Below are 17,385 nucleotides of genomic sequence, written 5' to 3'. Positions count from 1 at the left end.
TGAATGACGGGCGCATCCCCCGCGCCCGTCAGTTATTGTGATGCAATAACCTGCAGGATTGAGCCTGCTCGCTCCTGCAAGGCCCTCATCGTTTCGGAGAATCCTATGAGCTCGTCGACCTACCCCGCCGCTCAACACGTCATGGTGCTCTACACCGGTGGCACCATCGGCATGCAGGCCAGCGCCAATGGTCTGGCCCCGGCGTCCGGTTTCGAAGCGCGGATGCGCGACTACCTGCACAGCCAGCCTGAGCTGGTAGTGCCGCAGTGGCAGTTTCGGGAAATGTCGCCGCTGATCGACAGCGCCAACATGACCCCGGCCTACTGGCAGCAACTGCGCGAAGCGGTGGTCGATGCCGTGGACGTGCAAGGCTGCGACAGCGTGCTGATCCTGCACGGCACCGACACGCTGGCGTACAGCGCGGCGGCCATGAGTTTTCAGTTGCTCGGCCTGCATGCCCGCGTGTGTTTCACCGGCTCGATGCTGCCGGCGGGTGTGACTGACAGCGATGCCTGGGAAAACCTCGGCGGCGCGCTGGTCGCCCTCGGCCAGGGCCTGGCGCCGGGCGTGCACCTGTACTTCCACGGCGAACTGCTGGCGCCGACGCGCTGCGCGAAAGTGCGCAGCTTCGGCCGCCATCCGTTCAAACGCCTGGAGCGTCAGGGCGGTGGTGTGAAGGCGCCGTCGATCCCAGTCGCGCTGAACTACAACCAGCCGAAGCAACTGGCGAAAGTGGCGGTGTTGCCGCTGTTTCCCGGGATCAGTGCCGAGGTTCTCGACGGTCTGCTCGACAGCGGCATTCAAGGTCTGGTGCTGGAATGCTACGGCAGCGGGACCGGGCCGAGCGATAACCCCGAGTTCCTCGCCAGCCTTGCCCGCGTACGGGATAACGGCGTGGTGGTGGTTGCAGTGACGCAATGCCATGAAGGTGGGGTCGAGCTGGATGTCTACGAGGCCGGCAGCCGCTTGCGCGGTGTTGGCGTGTTGTCCGGTGGCGGTATGACCCGGGAAGCAGCGTTTGGCAAGTTGCATGGGTTGCTGGGGGCCGGGCTGGAAACGGCTGAAGTGCGCCGACTGATTGAGCTGGATCTCTGCGGCGAACTGAGCTGATCTGTCACAACGCAAATCCCCCTGTGGGAGCGAGCCTGCTCGCGAAAGCCATGACACATTCGGCATCCGTGTGGCTGACACACCGCTTTCGCGAGCAGGCTCGCTCCCACCAGGGATTTTTGTACGGCATATAAATTGCTGCGTTCCAGCCACCTCCAGGCTGGAAGATCCCATGCTCCACTCCCACCTCACCACCCTCAACGCGGTCTCGCTGATCCTCAACACGTTCAAGGCCGAAGGTCTGTCGAGCGAGGCGCTGCTGGCTGGCAGCGGCATCGTGGCGGCGGATCTGCAGCGTGCCGATACGCGCATCACCACCCATCAAGAGATGCAGGTCTGCACCAACGCAGTCGCGCTCAAGCGTGACATCGGTCTCGAATTGGGCCGGCGCATGCACGTGTCCTGTTACGGCATGCTCGGTTACGCCCTGCTGACCTGTGCCACCTTCGGTGACGCTTTGCGTCTGGCGATCCGTTATCCGGCGCTGTTGGGCACGTTGTTCGAACTGAGCCTGGAAGACGATGGCGAGCAGGTCTGGTTCGTCGCTGCTGATTACCGTGAAAGCCCGGCGATGGCGGTGTTCAACGCCGAATTCTGTCTGGTGTCACTGAAAGTCATCTGCGACGACTTGCTCGGCCATCCGCTGCCGCTGCGCGCCACGCGCTTCGAACATGCAGCGCCGGACTATCGCGACAGCTACGCCGAACCCTTCGACTCGCCGCTGCACTTTTCGGCCAAGGACAACGCCTTCGCCTTCGACCGCCATTGGCTCGATCAGCCGCTGCCGCTGGCCGACGCGATCACCCATCAGGCCATGGCAGAGCGCTGCCGCAAGCAGAATCTGGAGTTCACCGGACGCCAGGCCTGGCTGGGGCGGATTCGGCAGTTGCTCAGCGCGCAATTGAATGCCGCGCCGGGGCTGGAGGGGCTGGCGCAGCAGATGAAGTGCTCACCGCGCACCCTCCGCCGGCATTTGAAAGACATGGGCAGCAGCTATCAGGAGCTGCTCGATGAACTGCGCTTCGAACGGGCCAAGCAGATGTTGTGTGAGGACCAGTTGCCGATCTACCGCATCGCCGAAACTTTGGGTTTCAGCGAGACCGCGAGTTTTCGCCATGCGTTTGTGCGCTGGAGCGGCGTGGCGCCGAGTCAGTTCCGACCGCATTGATGGCTGCTCCAGGCATGAGCCTGCATGAACAAGGGGCGAATTGCGGTCAGAGGTTTTGGCCATATCGATCCCCTTTTGGCCGCTCCCGACGTTCTCCGATTCAAGTTGCGCCGCAACACTGAAGGCCACCGAATCAGCCTTGCGGAGAACAACAAATGCTGACGATCTACTCAGACGATCACCACTTGCACCATGGCCGCTGCGAACTTATCGATGGCCAGCTCAAGCCGTGCTTCGAGATGCCGTCGCGTGCCGACCATGTGCTGCAACGCGTGCACAAGCAAAACCTCGGTGCGGTCGAAGCGCCGAAGGATTTCGGCCTGGAGCCGATCGCGCGCATTCACAGCCGTGACTATCTGGAATTTTTCAAAGGTGCGTGGCAGCGCTGGACCGAGTTCAACACCGACGGCGACTTGCTGCCCTACACCTGGCCGGCGCGCACGCTGCGTGCGATCAAACCGACCAGCCTGCATGGCCAGCTCGGTTATTACAGCTTCGACGGCGGCGCGCCGATTACCGCCGGCACCTGGCAAGCGGCCTACAGCGCGGCGCAAGTGGCCCTGACCGCACAAGCAGAAATCCAGCGTGGCGCACGCGCGGCCTTCGCCCTGTGCCGTCCGCCGGGACATCACGCCGCCAGCGACTTGATGGGCGGTTATTGCTACCTCAACAACGCCGCCATCGCCGCTCAGGCCTTTCTCGATCAGGGCCACAAGAAAGTCGCGATTCTTGACGTCGACTACCACCATGGCAACGGCACTCAGTCGATTTTCTACGAACGCAGCGACGTCCTGTTCACTTCGATCCACGGCCACCCGGAAGCGGAGTTTCCGTTCTTCCTCGGCTACGACGACGAGCGCGGCGAAGGTGCCGGTGAAGGCTTCAATTTCAACTATCCGCTGCCGGCCGGTTCCGGCTGGGATGTCTGGAGCGCGGCGCTGGATCAGGCCTGCGACGAGATCGATCGCTATGGCGCGGACATCATCGTCGTCTCCCTCGGCGTCGACACGTTCAAGGACGACCCGATCTCGCAGTTCAAACTCGACAGCCCGGATTATCTGGCTATGGGCAAACGCATCGCCGCACTCGGCAAGCCGACCCTGTTCGTCATGGAAGGTGGCTACGCGGTAGAAGAAATCGGCATCAACGCAGTGAACGTGCTGGAAGGTTTTGAACAATGAAAAAGCGACTGATCGTCTCGGCGCTGTGCGCGGTCCTGCTGAGCGCTGGTGCCCACGCCGAAGAACGCACGCTGCGCGTCTACAACTGGTTCGACTACATCACGCCCAAGGCGCTGGACGACTTCAAGGCACAGAACACCCAGACCAAACTGATCTACGACATCTTCGACACCAACGAAGCACTCGAGGCCAAGCTGCTCACCGGCAATTCCGGCTACGACGTGGTGGTGCCGTCCAACGTGTTCCTCGCCAAGCAGATCGAGGCCGGGGTGTTCCAGCCGCTGGATCGCAGCAAACTGCCGAACTGGAATCACCTTGATCCGAAACTGATGAAGCTGATCGAGGCCAACGACCCGGGGAACAAGTTCGCCGTGCCATACATGTACGGCACCATCCTGATTGGTTTCAACCCGGCCAGGATCAAGGCGGCGCTGGGCGACAACGCGCCCGTGGACAGTTGGGATCTGATCTTCAAAGAGGAGAACATCAGCAAGCTCAAGCAGTGCGGCGTCGCCCTGCTCGACTCGCCGTCGGAAATTCTGCCGCTGGCTCTGCAACACCTCGGCCTCGACCCCAACAGCAAGAAGCCAGCGGATTACGCCAAGGCCGAAGCGCTGCTGATGAAGATCCGCCCTTACGTGACGTACTTCCATTCCTCCAAGTACATGGCTGACATTGCCAACGGCGACATCTGCGTGGCCGTCGGTTATTCCGGCAGCTTCTCGCAAGCGGCCAACCGCGCCAAGGAAGCGAAAAACGGCGTGGTGGTCGATATGCGCTTGCCCAAAGAAGGCGCACCGATCTGGTTCGACATGCTCGCGATTCCCAAGGGCGCGAAGAACACCGAAGACGCCTACACCTTCATCAACTATCTGCTGCAACCTGCGGTGATTGCCCCGGTCAGCGACTTTGTCGGTTATCCAAACCCGAACAAGGACGCCACCGGCCTGGTCGATCCAGCCATTCGCAACAACCCGAACCTGTACCCGACCGACGCGGCAATGAGCACGCTCTACACCTTGCAGCCGCTGCCTCGGGATGCCGAACGCGCACGCACGCGGGCCTGGACGAAAATCAAGTCCGGGACCTGAAACCGCCTCGTTTGCTCAAGACCCGCCTCGGCGGGTCTTTTTTTTGCCTGGCAGCTTTATCTACCGCACGGGTCACCGTCGCGCCTTTTAACTTGCTCTGCTCCGCCGCCCTTGCGGCGTCCCGACAGAGCAGGAAACCACCATGACCGCCATTCCCAAAGCCAGTGCCGTCGATATCGTGACTCAGCTGGTTACCGGCCCCTCGCTGCAAGAAGTCGCATCAAAAACGCTGCGCGAAGCCCTCAAGACGTTGTATCCGAATCTCGACATTGACCCGCGTCTGGCGATGGTCGTGCAACCCGCCTGGGCCATTGTGGATGGTCGAGTGGTACCCGACGGGTATCAGGCTGGATCGCTGACCAACGCCCTGGTGCGGCTCGGCCTGTCCGGTACCACGGTGACGTACCTCGATGGCGAGCATTATCTGACCCTGCAACCCGGCGTGCCCGCCCCTGCGCATCTGCCGGTGAAGATCGATGCGATCGGCCTGTTGCTCAACGAACTGGCACCGCTGCTGTTCATCGCCTACAAGGAGCAGCACGTCGACTACTGGGACGAGTTCACCTATCCCGGGCAACCGCGCTGGCAGCAATTGTCCGAGGCACTGCGCAACCTGTGGAACGTCGATGCCAGCGTCGGCTGGGATGCCGATGAAATCGCCATGGCCCAGGCGATTTTCAAACAGCCCGACCCGCAACAACGCCTGGCCCCCGACCCGTACTCGGCAAAGGCATATCTGATTGATCTCGATCGGGGGAACGCCGACACGCAAAGCCACTTGACCCTGCTCGACGCCGCAGTGTTGGTCGGCAGCATCGCAGACCGTACATTGATTCTCACCCACGCGATTACTCAGGGCTTTCAGCGTTTCGATTCACTGGATGAACTCGGCGAGGCTCTGCTGCGGATATATGGCGCAAACGCCTCGGGCGAAGATCTCAAGTGGCGGCTGGTCGAACCCCAGGGCAATTTCTTCGACCAGCAGGCCTGCACCCTGATTTCCCTGGAAGCGGATGCCTTGGGCAAAATCAGTTTTTTTCAGGACTCCCCTGATAAACGCGTCTATCCGCATACCGGCACGGCCGGCAAACCCGCACAACCGACACCGCGCCTCGAAGCGCACTTCGAGCGTTTGCAGCCGATGCTTCCGGACTGGCTGAACGACGCCCTGCCCATCGATCAGACACGTTACAGCCGGCACCTGCTGGACCTGACGACGCTGCAGCACGAGAACAACGGCAAATCCTTTCAGAACGAAATCACCAGCCTGCAGGCGTTCACTCGGGCAGCGCTGATCAAACAGATTCTCAAGGAGCAGCCCGACGCCAAAGACCTGGACATCGACAACATCGAAATCACCATCACCAGTCTCGTGGTCTGGGGCACGTTTGTGTTGCCGGGAAATACTCAGACTCAGACATGGACGCTGACCGAGCTTGCCCTGCAAAACCTCGCAGGCCTGCCCTTGGGCAACAAGACTGTGCGGTACAAGGATGGCAGCCCCGTACCCGAGTGGATGAGCGCGACTTTTCTGGAGAAGCTGGTCAGCACGGTCGACATCGGCAAGACCTACCCGGCGCATCTCAAGGCCGTACTCATAGACGACTCAGTGCAAGCGTCACGGTTGGAAAGGCTCTATACCAGTCAGCTACGCGTCGAGCTGCCATTGCTGGCATTGCAGCACAAGATCCAGGGCAGAGCCGGCATTGACGAGTCGGGTTATCGATACGTGGTTGCCGCATTGGCCACGACTGACGCAGAACGCTACGTCGATGGCGAGGAAATCGTCATTCGCCCTTTGGCGTTCGTGGCCCATCGCAGCCGCTCCACCGCAGACACTGTCGACAACATGTATGTCATCGGCCCGCGCGATGCCGACAAAGGGCCGTGCGTGCTGTATCGACCGTTGTTCGACAAGGCTCTGCTGCAATATCCGGGATTTGCCAATCTGCTCTTTGCGATCCAGCATTCGCGACATCTGCGCGATTCGGTACTGGCCTGGTTGCCGGACGATGTGCGCTTCAATTACAGCCAGTTCGTCTTCACCGCCAGGCTGCCCTCGGTGTGGACGATCCCGCAACTGATGATCAACCCGACCACAGCACTGGACATGTCAGGCGCGGTCGCGCTGGGCACTCAGGTGATCGCCAGCGATGTCCTCGCCACCCTGCACGAACGCAACGTCAAGGCGCTTGTCACTCAAGCCGACCGGCAATCGGTCTCCGATGCAGAAGCACGCTGGGCCTCGCTGAAACAGGGCGGCTGGGTGATGCTCAATGCCGCACTGCCGTTTCTGGGCCGCAGCGTAGGCACAGCGGCGTGGATCTGGCAGATCATGGATGATCTGCAGGAAATCACCGACGGCGCCAACGAGCAATCGGCGAAAGTCGCCTGGACGGCCATCGCCGATATCCTCCTGGCGCTGGGCATGGTGCTCGCCCATCGTGCGGCAATCGGTGATGCGCCATCGACGCCCGTGGCCACAACGCTCGAAGAGGACACAGCGACGAGCAAACCTGCCGCCAGAATCGTCAAAGCGCTGCGCCAGCCGGACATCACCGGCCCGCAATTGACCGAAGCCCATGGCACATCGATCGACAGCATCACGGCGCTGAAACGATCTCCGTTGGCCCTCGCCAAGCTGTTGGATACGTTCAAGGTCGGCAAGCCCAAAGCGCTTGGCGCTGCCACCAGGGAGGGTGCGCAGCGAGGCCTCTACGCCCACGCAGACAAATGGTACGCCCGCGTCGGTGAGCGCTGGTTCGAAGTCGCGCGCAACCCGCATGGCGATGTGCACATCGTCGATACGCGTCAGCCCATCCGACCTGCCGGGCCCAGGCTGGCCTATACCGCCGACGGCCAGTGGGTAATCGATCTGCGCCTGCGTCTGCGCGGCGGCGGATTGGAAGAAGGTCGCCAAGCTGCGCAAGACATAAGAAACAAGGAGGTGGCCGTATTGGCCGAGCAGATTACTGCGTTCGATTTGACGATGGAGAGCAAAGGGAGCCGTCTCGATGCAGACCGCAACAGCTTGCACGATGCCCCTGCGCAGGCACGCGAGCAAGCGCTTGCGCAGTACCTTGCCACGCTCGATTCACAGCACAACGAATATGCCGCAAACATTAAGCTGATCAAGAAACTCAACCGCAAGCAGTCGATTCCCAACTACCGCACGGTAATGCCGGAGCGGTTGGACATGCAGTTGTTTCTGGGACAGGAGTGGCTGAGTAATAACGCTTCGGATTACCAGCAGCGGCTACTGGCGGTGCAGGCGATATTGGACGACGCACTGCGCGGCGAATCGCAGGCAGTCAGCTCTGCGTTCGAGCAGTTGAATGATGTCACTCAATCCACTATCGAGAAAATGGAGTCGGCTGAAGCCTGCATGGAGGAACTGACCAAGCTGGGAGCGGATGGCGTGGAGATAAAGCAGAAATACAACATCAGCCTGGCGCCCTATTCGTTGGATGATCTGAAGACTCTGCAAATCAGTCTCGGCCAGTACACTTGCATCAAGCCCGGCGATTCCACCGCTCATGTCGAGGCACAACAAGCGCTGGCCGGTCTGTTCGAAGATGCCGCACTGAACGTTCAGAGTTCACGGGACCTGAGCGCCGATGAAAGCCTCAGTGATCTGCGCATGCGCATCGACGCCCTGAGCCAGGTGAGCGAACAGTTTGCTTCCGTGGACAAGCGATTCGATGACCTGGCGAGTGAATATTCCGAACACATACACACGGAGCGACTCAAGCAGTTGCAGGCGCGCGTGGCCGCATTCAAGGCAAGCGCCGACAATCGACTCGCCGATCTGTTGCGCTACCGGCATTTACTGGTGCCGCAAGCCGGTCCGTCGAGACCTTCCACGTCATCTTCGAATCGGCAGATCATCAAGACGCGCAACAAGGGCATCCTGGTCGGCGAACGGAAAAAAAGCATCGACGGCAAAGACACCGATCTGGTCGAAGTCAGTACAGTACTGACGAGAGTCATCGCGACATTCAAGGAGGAGTCGCCGGGTATCTGGGTCGAGCAGAGCGCACGGCCGGCACCGTCGCCAAAAGCCGGGCCCAACCTCAACAACAGCATCAGCGCAGGGCAGGCTTTGATCGACGGGCTGGCGGCGTTTCATCGGCGCATCGAGGCGCGCCTCAAACGCGGCTCGCGCATTCCGGTGGAAGTCGAAGAGGAATACCACAATCACGCCGCCCTGTTGCGCAAGGCCGGTGCCGCCATCGATGAAGCGTTGACGGCGAGTAACCTCACCGCTGCTCTGCATGAACCGTCCGAAACGCTCAACCACAAGCTCGATGCTGCGGCTACGACGCTGGAGGAAAAGGGCACCAGCACGCGAATCCGTCTGGTCAAGCAACAACTACCAACAGCCGCCGGGGTCGAGTGGCTCAAGGACAAGGGCGAAGTGAACATTTCGAAAACCCTGACCCGACGGCGCCTGAGGCGCCATAAGAATGACTTCCTCGACGAGTATCAGATTCGTGATGCGCATACCGACAAGGTCCTCTGCTATGCGCATTTCCATTACAGCAGCGCCGACGCGCCCGATGGCGCATTTTTGCGTGGACACATGAAGACAGTTGCCCAGCACCGCCTCGGAGGCACCTCTGAAATAACCGATGTGGATAATCAGAGACTGATTGAAATCCATCGCAGCGAAATTTCCAGTCGCAGCGCCGAAACGCTGTTCTTCAATCTCGCCAAGCCTGCCGCAGACGCGACAGCGCCGCTTTGATTGCTGGCTCTGGTACAGCAGCGAAACCCAGCACCAGGCCGGCGCGCTTATCCATGGGCGTAGTCGAATCGGGGAGCCAGTAGCTGCTCAGGCCGTTGATTTCTACATCGACCTCAGCGGCCTGAGCGATCAATTGCTGCTCGCGCTCGATGCTGTCCACGGCGACGGTCAAGTGCAGCCCGGCCGGCACGGCGGGCAGTTGACCGACGCCGGCGACCGTCGGCCAGCCTTCGAGCAGGCAGTTGCGTCGGCTCAGCGCAGCCCGGCGCATGCGGCGGATATGCCGCTGGAAATGCCCGGCGGCCATGAATTCGGCCATCACCGCTTGCGTGCTGACCTCCGAGTGCCGCACATCGACGGCGCGGCGTTGCGCGAACGCCTCGACCAGCGCGGGCGGCAGCACCAGATAGCCCAGGCGCAACGCCGGAAACGCGACCTTGCCGAACGTACCGACGTAGAGCACACGCCCCTGACGATCAAGTGCCGCCAACGGTGCCAGCGGTGCGCCGGTGTAGCGATACTCGCCGTCGTAATCATCCTCGACGATCCAGCCGCCGACACGTTCGGCCCAGGCGAGCAGCTCCAGACGCCGGGCCAGGCTCATCACCACACCGGTCGGGTACTGATGAGACGGCGTGACGTAAGCCACCCGACAATCGCTGAGCTGAGCCATGGTGCTGCAATCGATGCCGTCGCTGTCTACCGCCACCCCATGCAATTGCGCCCCCGCTACAGCGAAGGCATGCCCGGCGGCGCGATAGCCCGGATTCTCGATCGCCACGCCGTCCCCCGGCTCGACCAGCAGCTGTGCACAAAGGCTGATGCCCTGCTGCGCGCCACTGGTGATCACAATTTGCTCAGCCGTGCACTGCATGCCGCGCGAGCTGCGCAAATACGCAGCAATCATGCCGCGCAGCCGCGCGTCACCGGCCGGGTCGCCGTAACACAGTTGCTGCAGATCCGGTTTACGCCAGAAAGCCGCGTTGAGCTTGGCCCAGACCTCGAACGGAAACAGATCGAAGGCCGGCACTCCCACCCGAAAAGCGCGCGGCGGACCGCTCGGTGGTCGCGGCAAATGATGCTTTTCAATGCGGGAAAATCCGTCGCTGTGGATAACTTCGCTGGATGAATTCACAGGTAAATCCAGCCAATTTGTGGATAAGGCTGTGGGTAAGCTTGTTGAAAAGCCTGTGGATGAATTTGTGGATAGTTTTTTCTCAGGCGTGGACGCATGAGCCAATTGCGCCACGTAAGTACCGTCGCCGACGCGCCCTTCGATAAAGCCCTCGGCATACAACTGATCGTAGGCGCGCACCACGCTGTTGCGGGAAATGCCCAGCGCCGAGGCCAGGTCTCGGCTGGCCGGCAATCGCGTGCCACTGGCCAGACGTCCATCCAGCACCCGCAGGCGCAGAGCCTGATAGAGCTGGCGGCTCAGGCCCTGACGGCGATCAAGTTCGATACCGGCCGGATTGAAAGGCATCGACAAGGGTGGCAGATCAGGCATGGCGAATGGACCTATGAAATGGCTCAGCAATGGCTCTTACAACGGACCAATAGCCTGCCTAGGATGCACGCATTCGCCAAGGAAAATCTGTCCATGTACACGCCACGCGCCTTTGCCATCGAAGACTTGTCCCAATTGCACGAACTGATCCTCGCCACGCGCCTGGCCATTCTGGTCAGCCACGGTGACAGCGGCCTGCAAGCCAGCCACGTGCCGGTGCTGCTGCATCGTGAACAGGGCGAATACGGCACGCTCTACGGCCATCTGGCCAAAGCCAATCCGCAGTGGAAAGACCTGCGTGACGGCGCCGAAGCCATGCTGATCTTCGCCGGCCCGGACGCCTACGTAAGCCCCGGCTTCTATCCGAGCAAGGCCGAGCACGGCAAGGTCGTGCCGACCTGGAACTACATCGCCGTGCACGCCTACGGTCATGCCGAGACTTTCAGCGATGGCGGGCGCCTGCTCGACATCGTCAGCACCCTCACTGACCGTCACGAAGCGGGCCGCGCCCAGCCATGGTCGGTCGAAGATGCACCTGCCGATTACATCGACGGCATGCTCAGGGCCATCGTCGGGTTTGCCATTCCCATCGACCGCCTCGAAGGCAAACGCAAGCTCAGCCAGAACCGCAGCGCCGAAGATATCGCCGGGGTGCGCGAAGGCCTCGCCGCCAGCCCCGACGCCAACGATCAAACCCTCGCCCGCCTGATGCGCTAAGGAAATCGCCATGACTGAGATCGACATTCGCCCGGTCAGCGCCAACGACCACGCCGCTTGGCTGCCGCTGTGGCAGGCGTACCTGCGCTTCTACAACACGGAACTGCCGGACGTCGTCACCCAGAGCACCTGGCAGCGTTTTCTCGACCCGAATGAACCGACCCACGCCGCCCTCGCCTGGGCTGAAGGCAAAGCGCTGGGCATGGTGCATTACATCTATCATCGCTCGAACTGGAGCATCGAGAATTCCTGCTATCTGCAGGATCTGCTGGTGGTGCCGGAAGCCCGTGGCACCGGTGTCGGTCGGCTGTTGATCGAGCATGTCTACGCTACCGCCAAGGCTGATGGTTGCTGCAAAGTCCACTGGCTGACCCATGAAACCAACGCCACGGCGATCCAGCTCTACGAGCGCATTGCCGAACGTCCGGGATTCATCCAGTTTCGTAAAGTCCTTTAAGGAGACGCGCACATGACCGCTTCACTCGCTGACTGGAAAGGCGTCCCCGCCCCCTCCGCCACCCTGCTCGAGGGCCGTTTCATTCGTCTGGAAAAACTCGACCCGGCGCGGCATGCCGAGCAACTGTACGCCGCCCTCGAAGGGCCGGGTGCCGATCCGAAGCTCTGGGATTACTTGCCTTACGGTCCGTTTCGCGAGCGCAGCGCGTTCAACGACTGGCTGAACAATCATGCGGCCAACAGCGACCCGTATTTCTTCAGCGTCATCGACCGCGCGACTGGTCAGGTCCAAGGCATCCTCAGCCTGATGTCGATCGTCCCGGCGCAGGGCCGCATCGAAATCGGCCACGTCACTTTCGGTGCTCCAATGCAGCGCTCGCCGAAAAGCACCGAGGCGGTGTACCTGCTGGCCAAGTATTCGTTCGAGCTGGGTTACCGGCGCCTGGAATGGAAGTGCAACAACGGCAACGCCCGCTCCAAATACGCGGCGGAGCGTCTGGGCTTCAGTTTCGAAGGGGTGTTTCGCCAGCACATGGTGGTCAAGGGGCAGAACCGCGACACCGCGTGGTATTCGATTCTGGATGGGGAATGGCCAGCGATTGGTGCCGGGTTCGAGCGCTGGCTGAGCAATGAAAACCAGACGCCTGGTGGCCAGGTGAAAGGCTTGGCCGAGTGCCGTAGCTGATCGTCACAAAGCCCCTGTGGGAGCGAGCCTGCTCGCGAAGGCGCTGTGTCAGTCACTGAAATATTGACTGACTGACCGCTTTCGCGAGCAGGCTCGCTCCCACAATTGGCGGGTTCTTTCTTAACGACGCAGTTCTTGCGCCAGCACCGCAATGTGCTCCGGGCCGATCCCGCAGCAACCCCCCAGATGACTGGCGCCGCGCTGTTGCCAGTCCAGCGCCCAGTGCAGATACCCCGGCGGATCGAGATCATCGCGCAACGGGTCGAGCCCGTCGTTGGCCGTGGCTTCCTTCGGTTGCGGAGGAAAGGCATTGGCATACGCGCCGATGTTGATCGTGACGCCGAGACGCTCAAAGGTTGCGCGCGCCGCGTCGATGGCCGCGCCAATCACTTCGGGCTGACTGCAGTTGAACAGCAGGGTCTCGACGCCAAGTTCAGCCGCCAGCGCAGCCGCTTCGGCTACCGGCTCACCGGAGCGCAGGCGTGGCACTTCATCGGTGTCTTCATCCTTGAGGGTGAACGACAGCCAGAACGGTTTGCCGTCCTTCGGCAACCCGGCGTGAATGGCCCGCGCCTCGATAATCGAACTCTGGGTTTCCGCCAGCCACAGATCAACATGCGAGGCCAGCCCATTGACCAGCGGCGTCAGCAGCTCGCTCACGCGATCCGCTTCGAACAGATCCGGACGATACGAACCAAACAGCGGCGGCAACGAACCGGCAACACGCACTGGTTTGCCCGATGCCTGCACCGCCCGCCGTGCCAACTCCCCCGCCAGTGCCGCGAGCGCTTGGCCCTCAGCCGCAAAGCGCGCCTCGCCAATGTGAAACGGCACCACCGCGTAACTGTTGCTGGTGATCACGTCGGCGCCGCTGTTGATGTACGCGGCATGCACCGCTTCGACCGCCTGCGGCGCTTCACTCAGCGCCAGTGCCGACCACTCCGGTTGGCGAAACGGCGCGCCGGCGCGTTGCAACTCGCGTCCCATGCCGCCGTCGAGAATGACCCTGTTCGCTGCGCCCATATGCTTTTCACTCATATGCTTATGAAAATAACTCACTATCAGAGTCGTTCTTATAACTATTTAATACGCACCACTCAGTTAATAACAACCTCTTTTTTCAACAGGAAGCGACTGTGAAACTCCAACCGCTATTGGCCCTGGGCCTGACCATTCTGGCCTCCACCCAAGCCTTCGGCGGCGCGACGCTGGACCGCGTCGAGCAGAAAAAAGAGCTGGTCGGCGTGCTCATGGAAAGCTATCCGCCCTTCTCGTTTCTCAATGAGCAGAATCAACTCGACGGTTTCGATGTCGACGTTGCCAAAGCGGTGGCGGACAAGCTTGGCGTCAAACTGCGTCTGGAAACGCCGTCCTGGGACGTGATCGCCGCCGGCCGCTGGAGCGGACGCTACGACATCTGCATCTGCTCGATGACCCCGAGCAAGGCCCGCGCGGAGGTGTTCGACTTCCCGGTCGAGTATTACGCGTCGCCAGCGGTAATCGTGGTCAATGCCAAGGACGATCGCATCCACAGTGCCAAGGACCTGAGCGGCAAAAAGGTCGGTCTGACCAGCGCCTCCAGCTACGAAAGCTACCTGAACAAGAATCTGATCATCGAAGGCGCCGAGGATACCCAGTTGGAGTATCCGTTCGAGGATGTGCAGATCGCTCCGTACGACACCGACAACGTCGCCTTCCAGGATCTGGGCCTGGGTGCCGGCGTGCGCCTGGATGCGATCCTCACCAATCTGGTCACCGCGCAGCCGCGCCTGAATCAGGACCACCGTTTCAAACTGGCCGGCGAACCGCTGTACTCGGAGCCCAATTCGGTAGCCATCGAAAAGGGTGACCCGCAGTGGGACGCCAAGGTGCGCGAGGTGTTCGCACAACTAAAACAGGACGGCACTCTGAGCAAGCTGTCGCAGAAATGGATCGGCGCCGATATCAGCCAATGACTTCTTTTCCGACCCCGCCCCAGCCACCGCAACCGGTGGCTGAAACTCGCCTGCAAAAGCTCTTCGGTTTCCGTACGCGCCTGTATCTGACCTGGGCTGCGCTGTTCTGCCTGTTCGCCGGATTCTTTCTCAGCTTCGACCTGAAGTTCGCGATCATCCTCGACAAGCTGCCCAACCTCGTTGGCCTGAAGCTGGCGCCTAACGGCTTCCTGCAAGGCGCAGCGCTGACCCTGTTTCTCTGCGCCTGCTCGATCATCGCCTCGTCGCTGCTCGGTTTCATCACCGCGCTGGCGCGCCTGTCGAACAGCGCCGTGGCGTTTGGCATCGCCAGTTTCTACACCTCGTTCTTTCGCGGCACGCCACTGCTGATCCAGATCCTGCTGATCTACCTCGGACTGCCGCAACTGGGCATCGTCCCCGGCGCCATCGTCGCCGGCATCATTGCCCTGTCGCTGAACTATGGCGCCTACCTGAGCGAAATCTTCCGCGCCGGCATCCTCGGCGTCGATCACGGCCAACGCGAAGCATCCCTGGCGCTGGGTCTGCGCGAAAGCGTGATCTTCTGGCGCATCACCCTGCCCCAGGCCATGCGCACGATTATCCCGCCGACTACCAACCAGTTCATCTCGATGCTCAAGGACTCGTCGCTGATCTCGGTGATGGGTGTCTGGGAAGTCATGTTTCTCGCCCAGTCCTACGGGCGCTCAAGCTATCGCTACATCGAAATGCTCACCACGGCGGCGATCATCTACTGGCTGATGTCGATCGGGCTGGAGCTGATTCAGGCACGGATGGAGCGGCATTACGGCAAGGCGTATGTGCGCCGTAGTTGAGGTGCATTCAAATGGTGTCCCGGCGAATCCGCACTACGCCCATTTTCATGCCGAATGGGCGGAACACCGCGTTCAGCGACTTCAGGGTCTGATTGCCTTCGCCATGTTCGATATGCACCAGCGTGCGCACTGAAATCTTGCACATCTTCGAGAACTGAGTCTGATGCAGACCGGTGACTTCGACCCGTAAACGGCGCACGGCGTCACCGATTTCCAGAGTACCTTCGGCCAGCGCTTGCTGAATGCTTTCGATGAGCGCCGTGCGCTCGAGGACGGTCAGACTCATTGCAGGTCCCACTCTTTCAAACGTTGCTCAAGGTTTTTCAGATGAACGCTCGGGTGATTCATGGTTCTGGCGGGCAAACCGCTGGCGGCAAGAATATCCGGCAGTGCGGCCAGACGGCGGGCATCCGCGCGCAGGCCTTCGAACAGCGCCGAGGCATCCAGCCCCGCCAACGAATCGTGCGGATCTGCGCTATCGGCCAATACGCGGCAGACACCTCGCCAATCGACATCTCCCGCCCGCTCCAATTCTCTTGGCCATTTGGTCGTACGAGTCACGCCTTCGTCATCCATGACCATCGGAGCGAGGTCATAAATCGGCGCGAGTTGGAAAGCGTTCTCTTGCCGGATGATCGCCGTGTTACGACCGTGGTTATCTGAGTTTCCGAGGATTTTATTGATCAGGTCGCGACGCAGATAATCGGCGACGAGGCCGGGAATCTGGCTGGCCTGACCCGCTTTGCGCCAGAGCCCGGCGAGCATGCGGATCACTTCCAGATGATTCATGGCGCTGCCTGGCGTCGTCACTTCTGCCAGCGAATAAATCGATTCGACGGCAAAACGCGACACCGCCCCATCTTTCACTTGTCGATCAAAACGCCGCATCCACAAACTCGGTTTGTTCGCCTCTTCCAAGGCCAAGCCTTCTGCCGCGACCGTTTCGATGCCTAATGTCTGCAGCGCTTTGTAGTAATGGAATTCGCTGCGCAGGATGTCCTGGTCGGTCTGCCCGCCCCTGTTTCTGGCGAATTTCACGAACCAGTGCTGTCGCACTTCTTCATCGTCCAATACTGCATCGGGATACAGAAGCCCGGCGCTGTTTTCTGCCAGTAATAGCTTCGGAGCTTCCCCACCTGCCCCCGTCGCGCCACCGATGGCCGCGCCTAGCTCGTAGGCATATTCAAGAAAGCGGTTGTCGCGGCTAATGACCTCCTCGCGCTTGAATCCGATCGGCTTCCTCTCATCGACTGCTTCCGCCGATTCCTTTATTCGCATGTTGCCAATGGGAGCCGGTGTACTGCGCCCCAGCAGAAACAGATCGGCGCTGATCTCGGCGGGTCTTTCCTGACCCAGGCGGGCGAGCAGAAACCGCTTGGCTGCGCCGGCCGGTGCGATGTCGTGGACAAAGGCTGGTGTCTTCGCGCGCCGACCTTCCCAATCCAGCGGATACAGGGCACTCACGGCTTGGGAAAAAGGCGACCCGATCAACTCGATGTTTTCCACCAGATAGTCCGCTTCATAGCCAAAACTGCAGCGGCTTTCGAAGCCTTTTTCCGGATCATCGAAGTCAAGAATCATCGCGTCGTGCCATTGCCCGGCGGTGAAGATCTGGAGTGTCAGGTTGTACATGTTGATTCCGTATGCATTTAAATGCAGCTGGACGAGAGAAAACCGTCAATAAATGCAATATAGTGCATTCGCGGAGTTTCAGTTGCAGGATATCTGCAACAAAATGCAGTTCTATCTTAGCCATTGGCAAGGTGCATGCAAAATAATGCAGGTAAGCGCCTGACCTCACTCCGATAAGAATGCGCCAACAGTACCAAGCCGTAGGAAAAAGAACCGGCGATGCTGCGTAAAAGCTCTGTTTGCGAAATCCCGTGAGGATTTTCGACAGAACGATCCGACGTCGCCTGCACAGCATCAGGAACC

At 60.6% G+C, this 17,385-nt stretch carries 14 protein-coding genes; 10 read left to right on the top strand and 4 right to left on the bottom strand.

What is annotated here, in order from left to right; all coding sequences use genetic code 11:
* The first annotated feature begins 105 nt into the window (after positions 1 to 105).
* The 5 genes from AB4N47_RS23405 to AB4N47_RS23385 all read left to right on the top strand — a co-directional run bounded on the left by AB4N47_RS23405 (position 106) and on the right by AB4N47_RS23385 (position 9,297).
* Positions 106 to 1,110: an asparaginase gene (locus tag AB4N47_RS23405; RefSeq protein ID WP_071171384.1), complete on the top strand. Its 1,005-nt coding sequence runs from the start codon at positions 106 to 108 to the stop codon at positions 1,108 to 1,110.
* Positions 1,111 to 1,282: 172 nt separating this feature from the next.
* Positions 1,283 to 2,278 carry an AraC family transcriptional regulator gene (locus tag AB4N47_RS23400; protein ID WP_122705513.1) on the top strand — a complete coding sequence of 332 codons (996 nt, stop codon included), beginning with the start codon at positions 1,283 to 1,285 and terminating at the stop codon, positions 2,276 to 2,278.
* Between the two features lie 155 nt (positions 2,279 to 2,433).
* Entirely contained in the window at positions 2,434 to 3,459 is a 1,026-nt protein-coding gene (locus AB4N47_RS23395; protein WP_197889925.1) for a histone deacetylase family protein, read from the top strand.
* A complete protein-coding gene (locus tag AB4N47_RS23390; protein WP_341638202.1) occupies positions 3,456 to 4,550 on the top strand; it encodes a polyamine ABC transporter substrate-binding protein in 1,095 nt (364 codons plus the stop codon). Before AB4N47_RS23395 ends, AB4N47_RS23390 begins: the two co-directional genes overlap by 4 nt.
* 142 nt (positions 4,551 to 4,692) lie before the next feature.
* Entirely contained in the window at positions 4,693 to 9,297 is a 4,605-nt protein-coding gene (locus tag AB4N47_RS23385; RefSeq protein ID WP_341638203.1) for a dermonecrotic toxin domain-containing protein, read from the top strand.
* On the opposite strand, the gene pdxR is transcribed toward AB4N47_RS23385, so the two are convergent.
* Positions 9,254 to 10,804 carry a MocR-like pyridoxine biosynthesis transcription factor PdxR gene (pdxR, locus tag AB4N47_RS23380; RefSeq protein WP_341638204.1) on the bottom strand — a complete coding sequence of 517 codons (1,551 nt, stop codon included), beginning with the start codon at positions 10,802 to 10,804 and terminating at the stop codon, positions 9,254 to 9,256. The two genes, AB4N47_RS23385 and pdxR, sit on opposite strands and share 44 nt — an antisense overlap.
* A 93-nt stretch (positions 10,805 to 10,897) precedes the next feature.
* On the opposite strand from pdxR, the gene AB4N47_RS23375 reads away from it, so the two are divergent.
* The 3 genes from AB4N47_RS23375 to AB4N47_RS23365 are packed head-to-tail and all read left to right on the top strand — an operon-like array spanning position 10,898 to position 12,662.
* Positions 10,898 to 11,521 carry an FMN-binding negative transcriptional regulator gene (locus AB4N47_RS23375; RefSeq protein WP_341638205.1) on the top strand — a complete coding sequence of 208 codons (624 nt, stop codon included), beginning with the start codon at positions 10,898 to 10,900 and terminating at the stop codon, positions 11,519 to 11,521.
* A 10-nt stretch (positions 11,522 to 11,531) separates the two neighbouring features.
* Positions 11,532 to 11,978 carry a GNAT family N-acetyltransferase gene (locus tag AB4N47_RS23370; RefSeq protein ID WP_341638206.1) on the top strand — a complete coding sequence of 149 codons (447 nt, stop codon included), beginning with the start codon at positions 11,532 to 11,534 and terminating at the stop codon, positions 11,976 to 11,978.
* A 12-nt stretch (positions 11,979 to 11,990) separates the two neighbouring features.
* Complete coding sequence (locus tag AB4N47_RS23365; protein WP_341638207.1) at positions 11,991 to 12,662, top strand: GNAT family N-acetyltransferase; 672 nt, start codon at positions 11,991 to 11,993, stop codon at positions 12,660 to 12,662.
* A gap of 120 nt (positions 12,663 to 12,782) precedes the next feature.
* On the opposite strand, the gene AB4N47_RS23360 is transcribed toward AB4N47_RS23365, so the two are convergent.
* On the bottom strand, positions 12,783 to 13,685 hold the full coding sequence (locus AB4N47_RS23360; protein ID WP_460154358.1) for a homocysteine S-methyltransferase family protein: 903 nt from the start codon (positions 13,683 to 13,685) through the stop codon (positions 12,783 to 12,785).
* 113 nt (positions 13,686 to 13,798) lie between these two features.
* On the opposite strand from AB4N47_RS23360, the gene AB4N47_RS23355 reads away from it, so the two are divergent.
* Both AB4N47_RS23355 and AB4N47_RS23350 read left to right on the top strand, forming a co-directional pair.
* The gene (locus AB4N47_RS23355; RefSeq protein WP_341638209.1) at positions 13,799 to 14,617 is read left to right on the top strand and encodes an ABC transporter substrate-binding protein; all 819 of its coding nucleotides are present in this window, start codon (positions 13,799 to 13,801) and stop codon (positions 14,615 to 14,617) included.
* On the top strand, positions 14,614 to 15,450 hold the full coding sequence (locus AB4N47_RS23350) for an amino acid ABC transporter permease (RefSeq protein WP_041476583.1): 837 nt from the start codon (positions 14,614 to 14,616) through the stop codon (positions 15,448 to 15,450). The genes AB4N47_RS23355 and AB4N47_RS23350 overlap by 4 nt, the downstream gene beginning before the upstream one ends.
* A gap of 7 nt (positions 15,451 to 15,457) precedes the next feature.
* Here AB4N47_RS23350 and AB4N47_RS23345 read toward each other — a convergent pair whose 3' ends face one another.
* Positions 15,458 to 15,736 carry a helix-turn-helix domain-containing protein gene (locus tag AB4N47_RS23345; RefSeq protein ID WP_341638210.1) on the bottom strand — a complete coding sequence of 93 codons (279 nt, stop codon included), beginning with the start codon at positions 15,734 to 15,736 and terminating at the stop codon, positions 15,458 to 15,460.
* A complete protein-coding gene (locus tag AB4N47_RS23340) occupies positions 15,733 to 17,082 on the bottom strand; it encodes a HipA domain-containing protein (RefSeq protein WP_130911481.1) in 1,350 nt (449 codons plus the stop codon). Before AB4N47_RS23340 ends, AB4N47_RS23345 begins: the two co-directional genes overlap by 4 nt.
* Positions 17,083 to 17,385 lie beyond the last annotated feature (303 nt).

The sequence above is a fragment of the Pseudomonas sp. S3_G06 genome (assembly GCF_054667565.1).
Note: the sequence above shows the minus strand (reverse complement) of the source record. Positions and strands in the feature narration are given on the sequence as shown.

Coding starts and splice junctions, on each gene's coding strand:
- AB4N47_RS23375 (WP_341638205.1), top strand. CDS start 10,898: ATGTACACGCCACGCGCCTTTGCCATCGAAGACTTGTCCCAATTGCAC.
- AB4N47_RS23390 (WP_341638202.1), top strand. CDS start 3,456: ATGAAAAAGCGACTGATCGTCTCGGCGCTGTGCGCGGTCCTGCTGAGC.
- AB4N47_RS23360 (WP_460154358.1), bottom strand. CDS start 13,685: ATGGGCGCAGCGAACAGGGTCATTCTCGACGGCGGCATGGGACGCGAG.
- AB4N47_RS23350 (WP_041476583.1), top strand. CDS start 14,614: ATGACTTCTTTTCCGACCCCGCCCCAGCCACCGCAACCGGTGGCTGAA.
- AB4N47_RS23365 (WP_341638207.1), top strand. CDS start 11,991: ATGACCGCTTCACTCGCTGACTGGAAAGGCGTCCCCGCCCCCTCCGCC.
- AB4N47_RS23345 (WP_341638210.1), bottom strand. CDS start 15,736: ATGAGTCTGACCGTCCTCGAGCGCACGGCGCTCATCGAAAGCATTCAG.
- AB4N47_RS23370 (WP_341638206.1), top strand. CDS start 11,532: ATGACTGAGATCGACATTCGCCCGGTCAGCGCCAACGACCACGCCGCT.
- AB4N47_RS23340 (WP_130911481.1), bottom strand. CDS start 17,082: ATGTACAACCTGACACTCCAGATCTTCACCGCCGGGCAATGGCACGAC.
- AB4N47_RS23400 (WP_122705513.1), top strand. CDS start 1,283: ATGCTCCACTCCCACCTCACCACCCTCAACGCGGTCTCGCTGATCCTC.
- AB4N47_RS23385 (WP_341638203.1), top strand. CDS start 4,693: ATGACCGCCATTCCCAAAGCCAGTGCCGTCGATATCGTGACTCAGCTG.
- pdxR (WP_341638204.1), bottom strand. CDS start 10,804: ATGCCTGATCTGCCACCCTTGTCGATGCCTTTCAATCCGGCCGGTATC.
- AB4N47_RS23395 (WP_197889925.1), top strand. CDS start 2,434: ATGCTGACGATCTACTCAGACGATCACCACTTGCACCATGGCCGCTGC.
- AB4N47_RS23405 (WP_071171384.1), top strand. CDS start 106: ATGAGCTCGTCGACCTACCCCGCCGCTCAACACGTCATGGTGCTCTAC.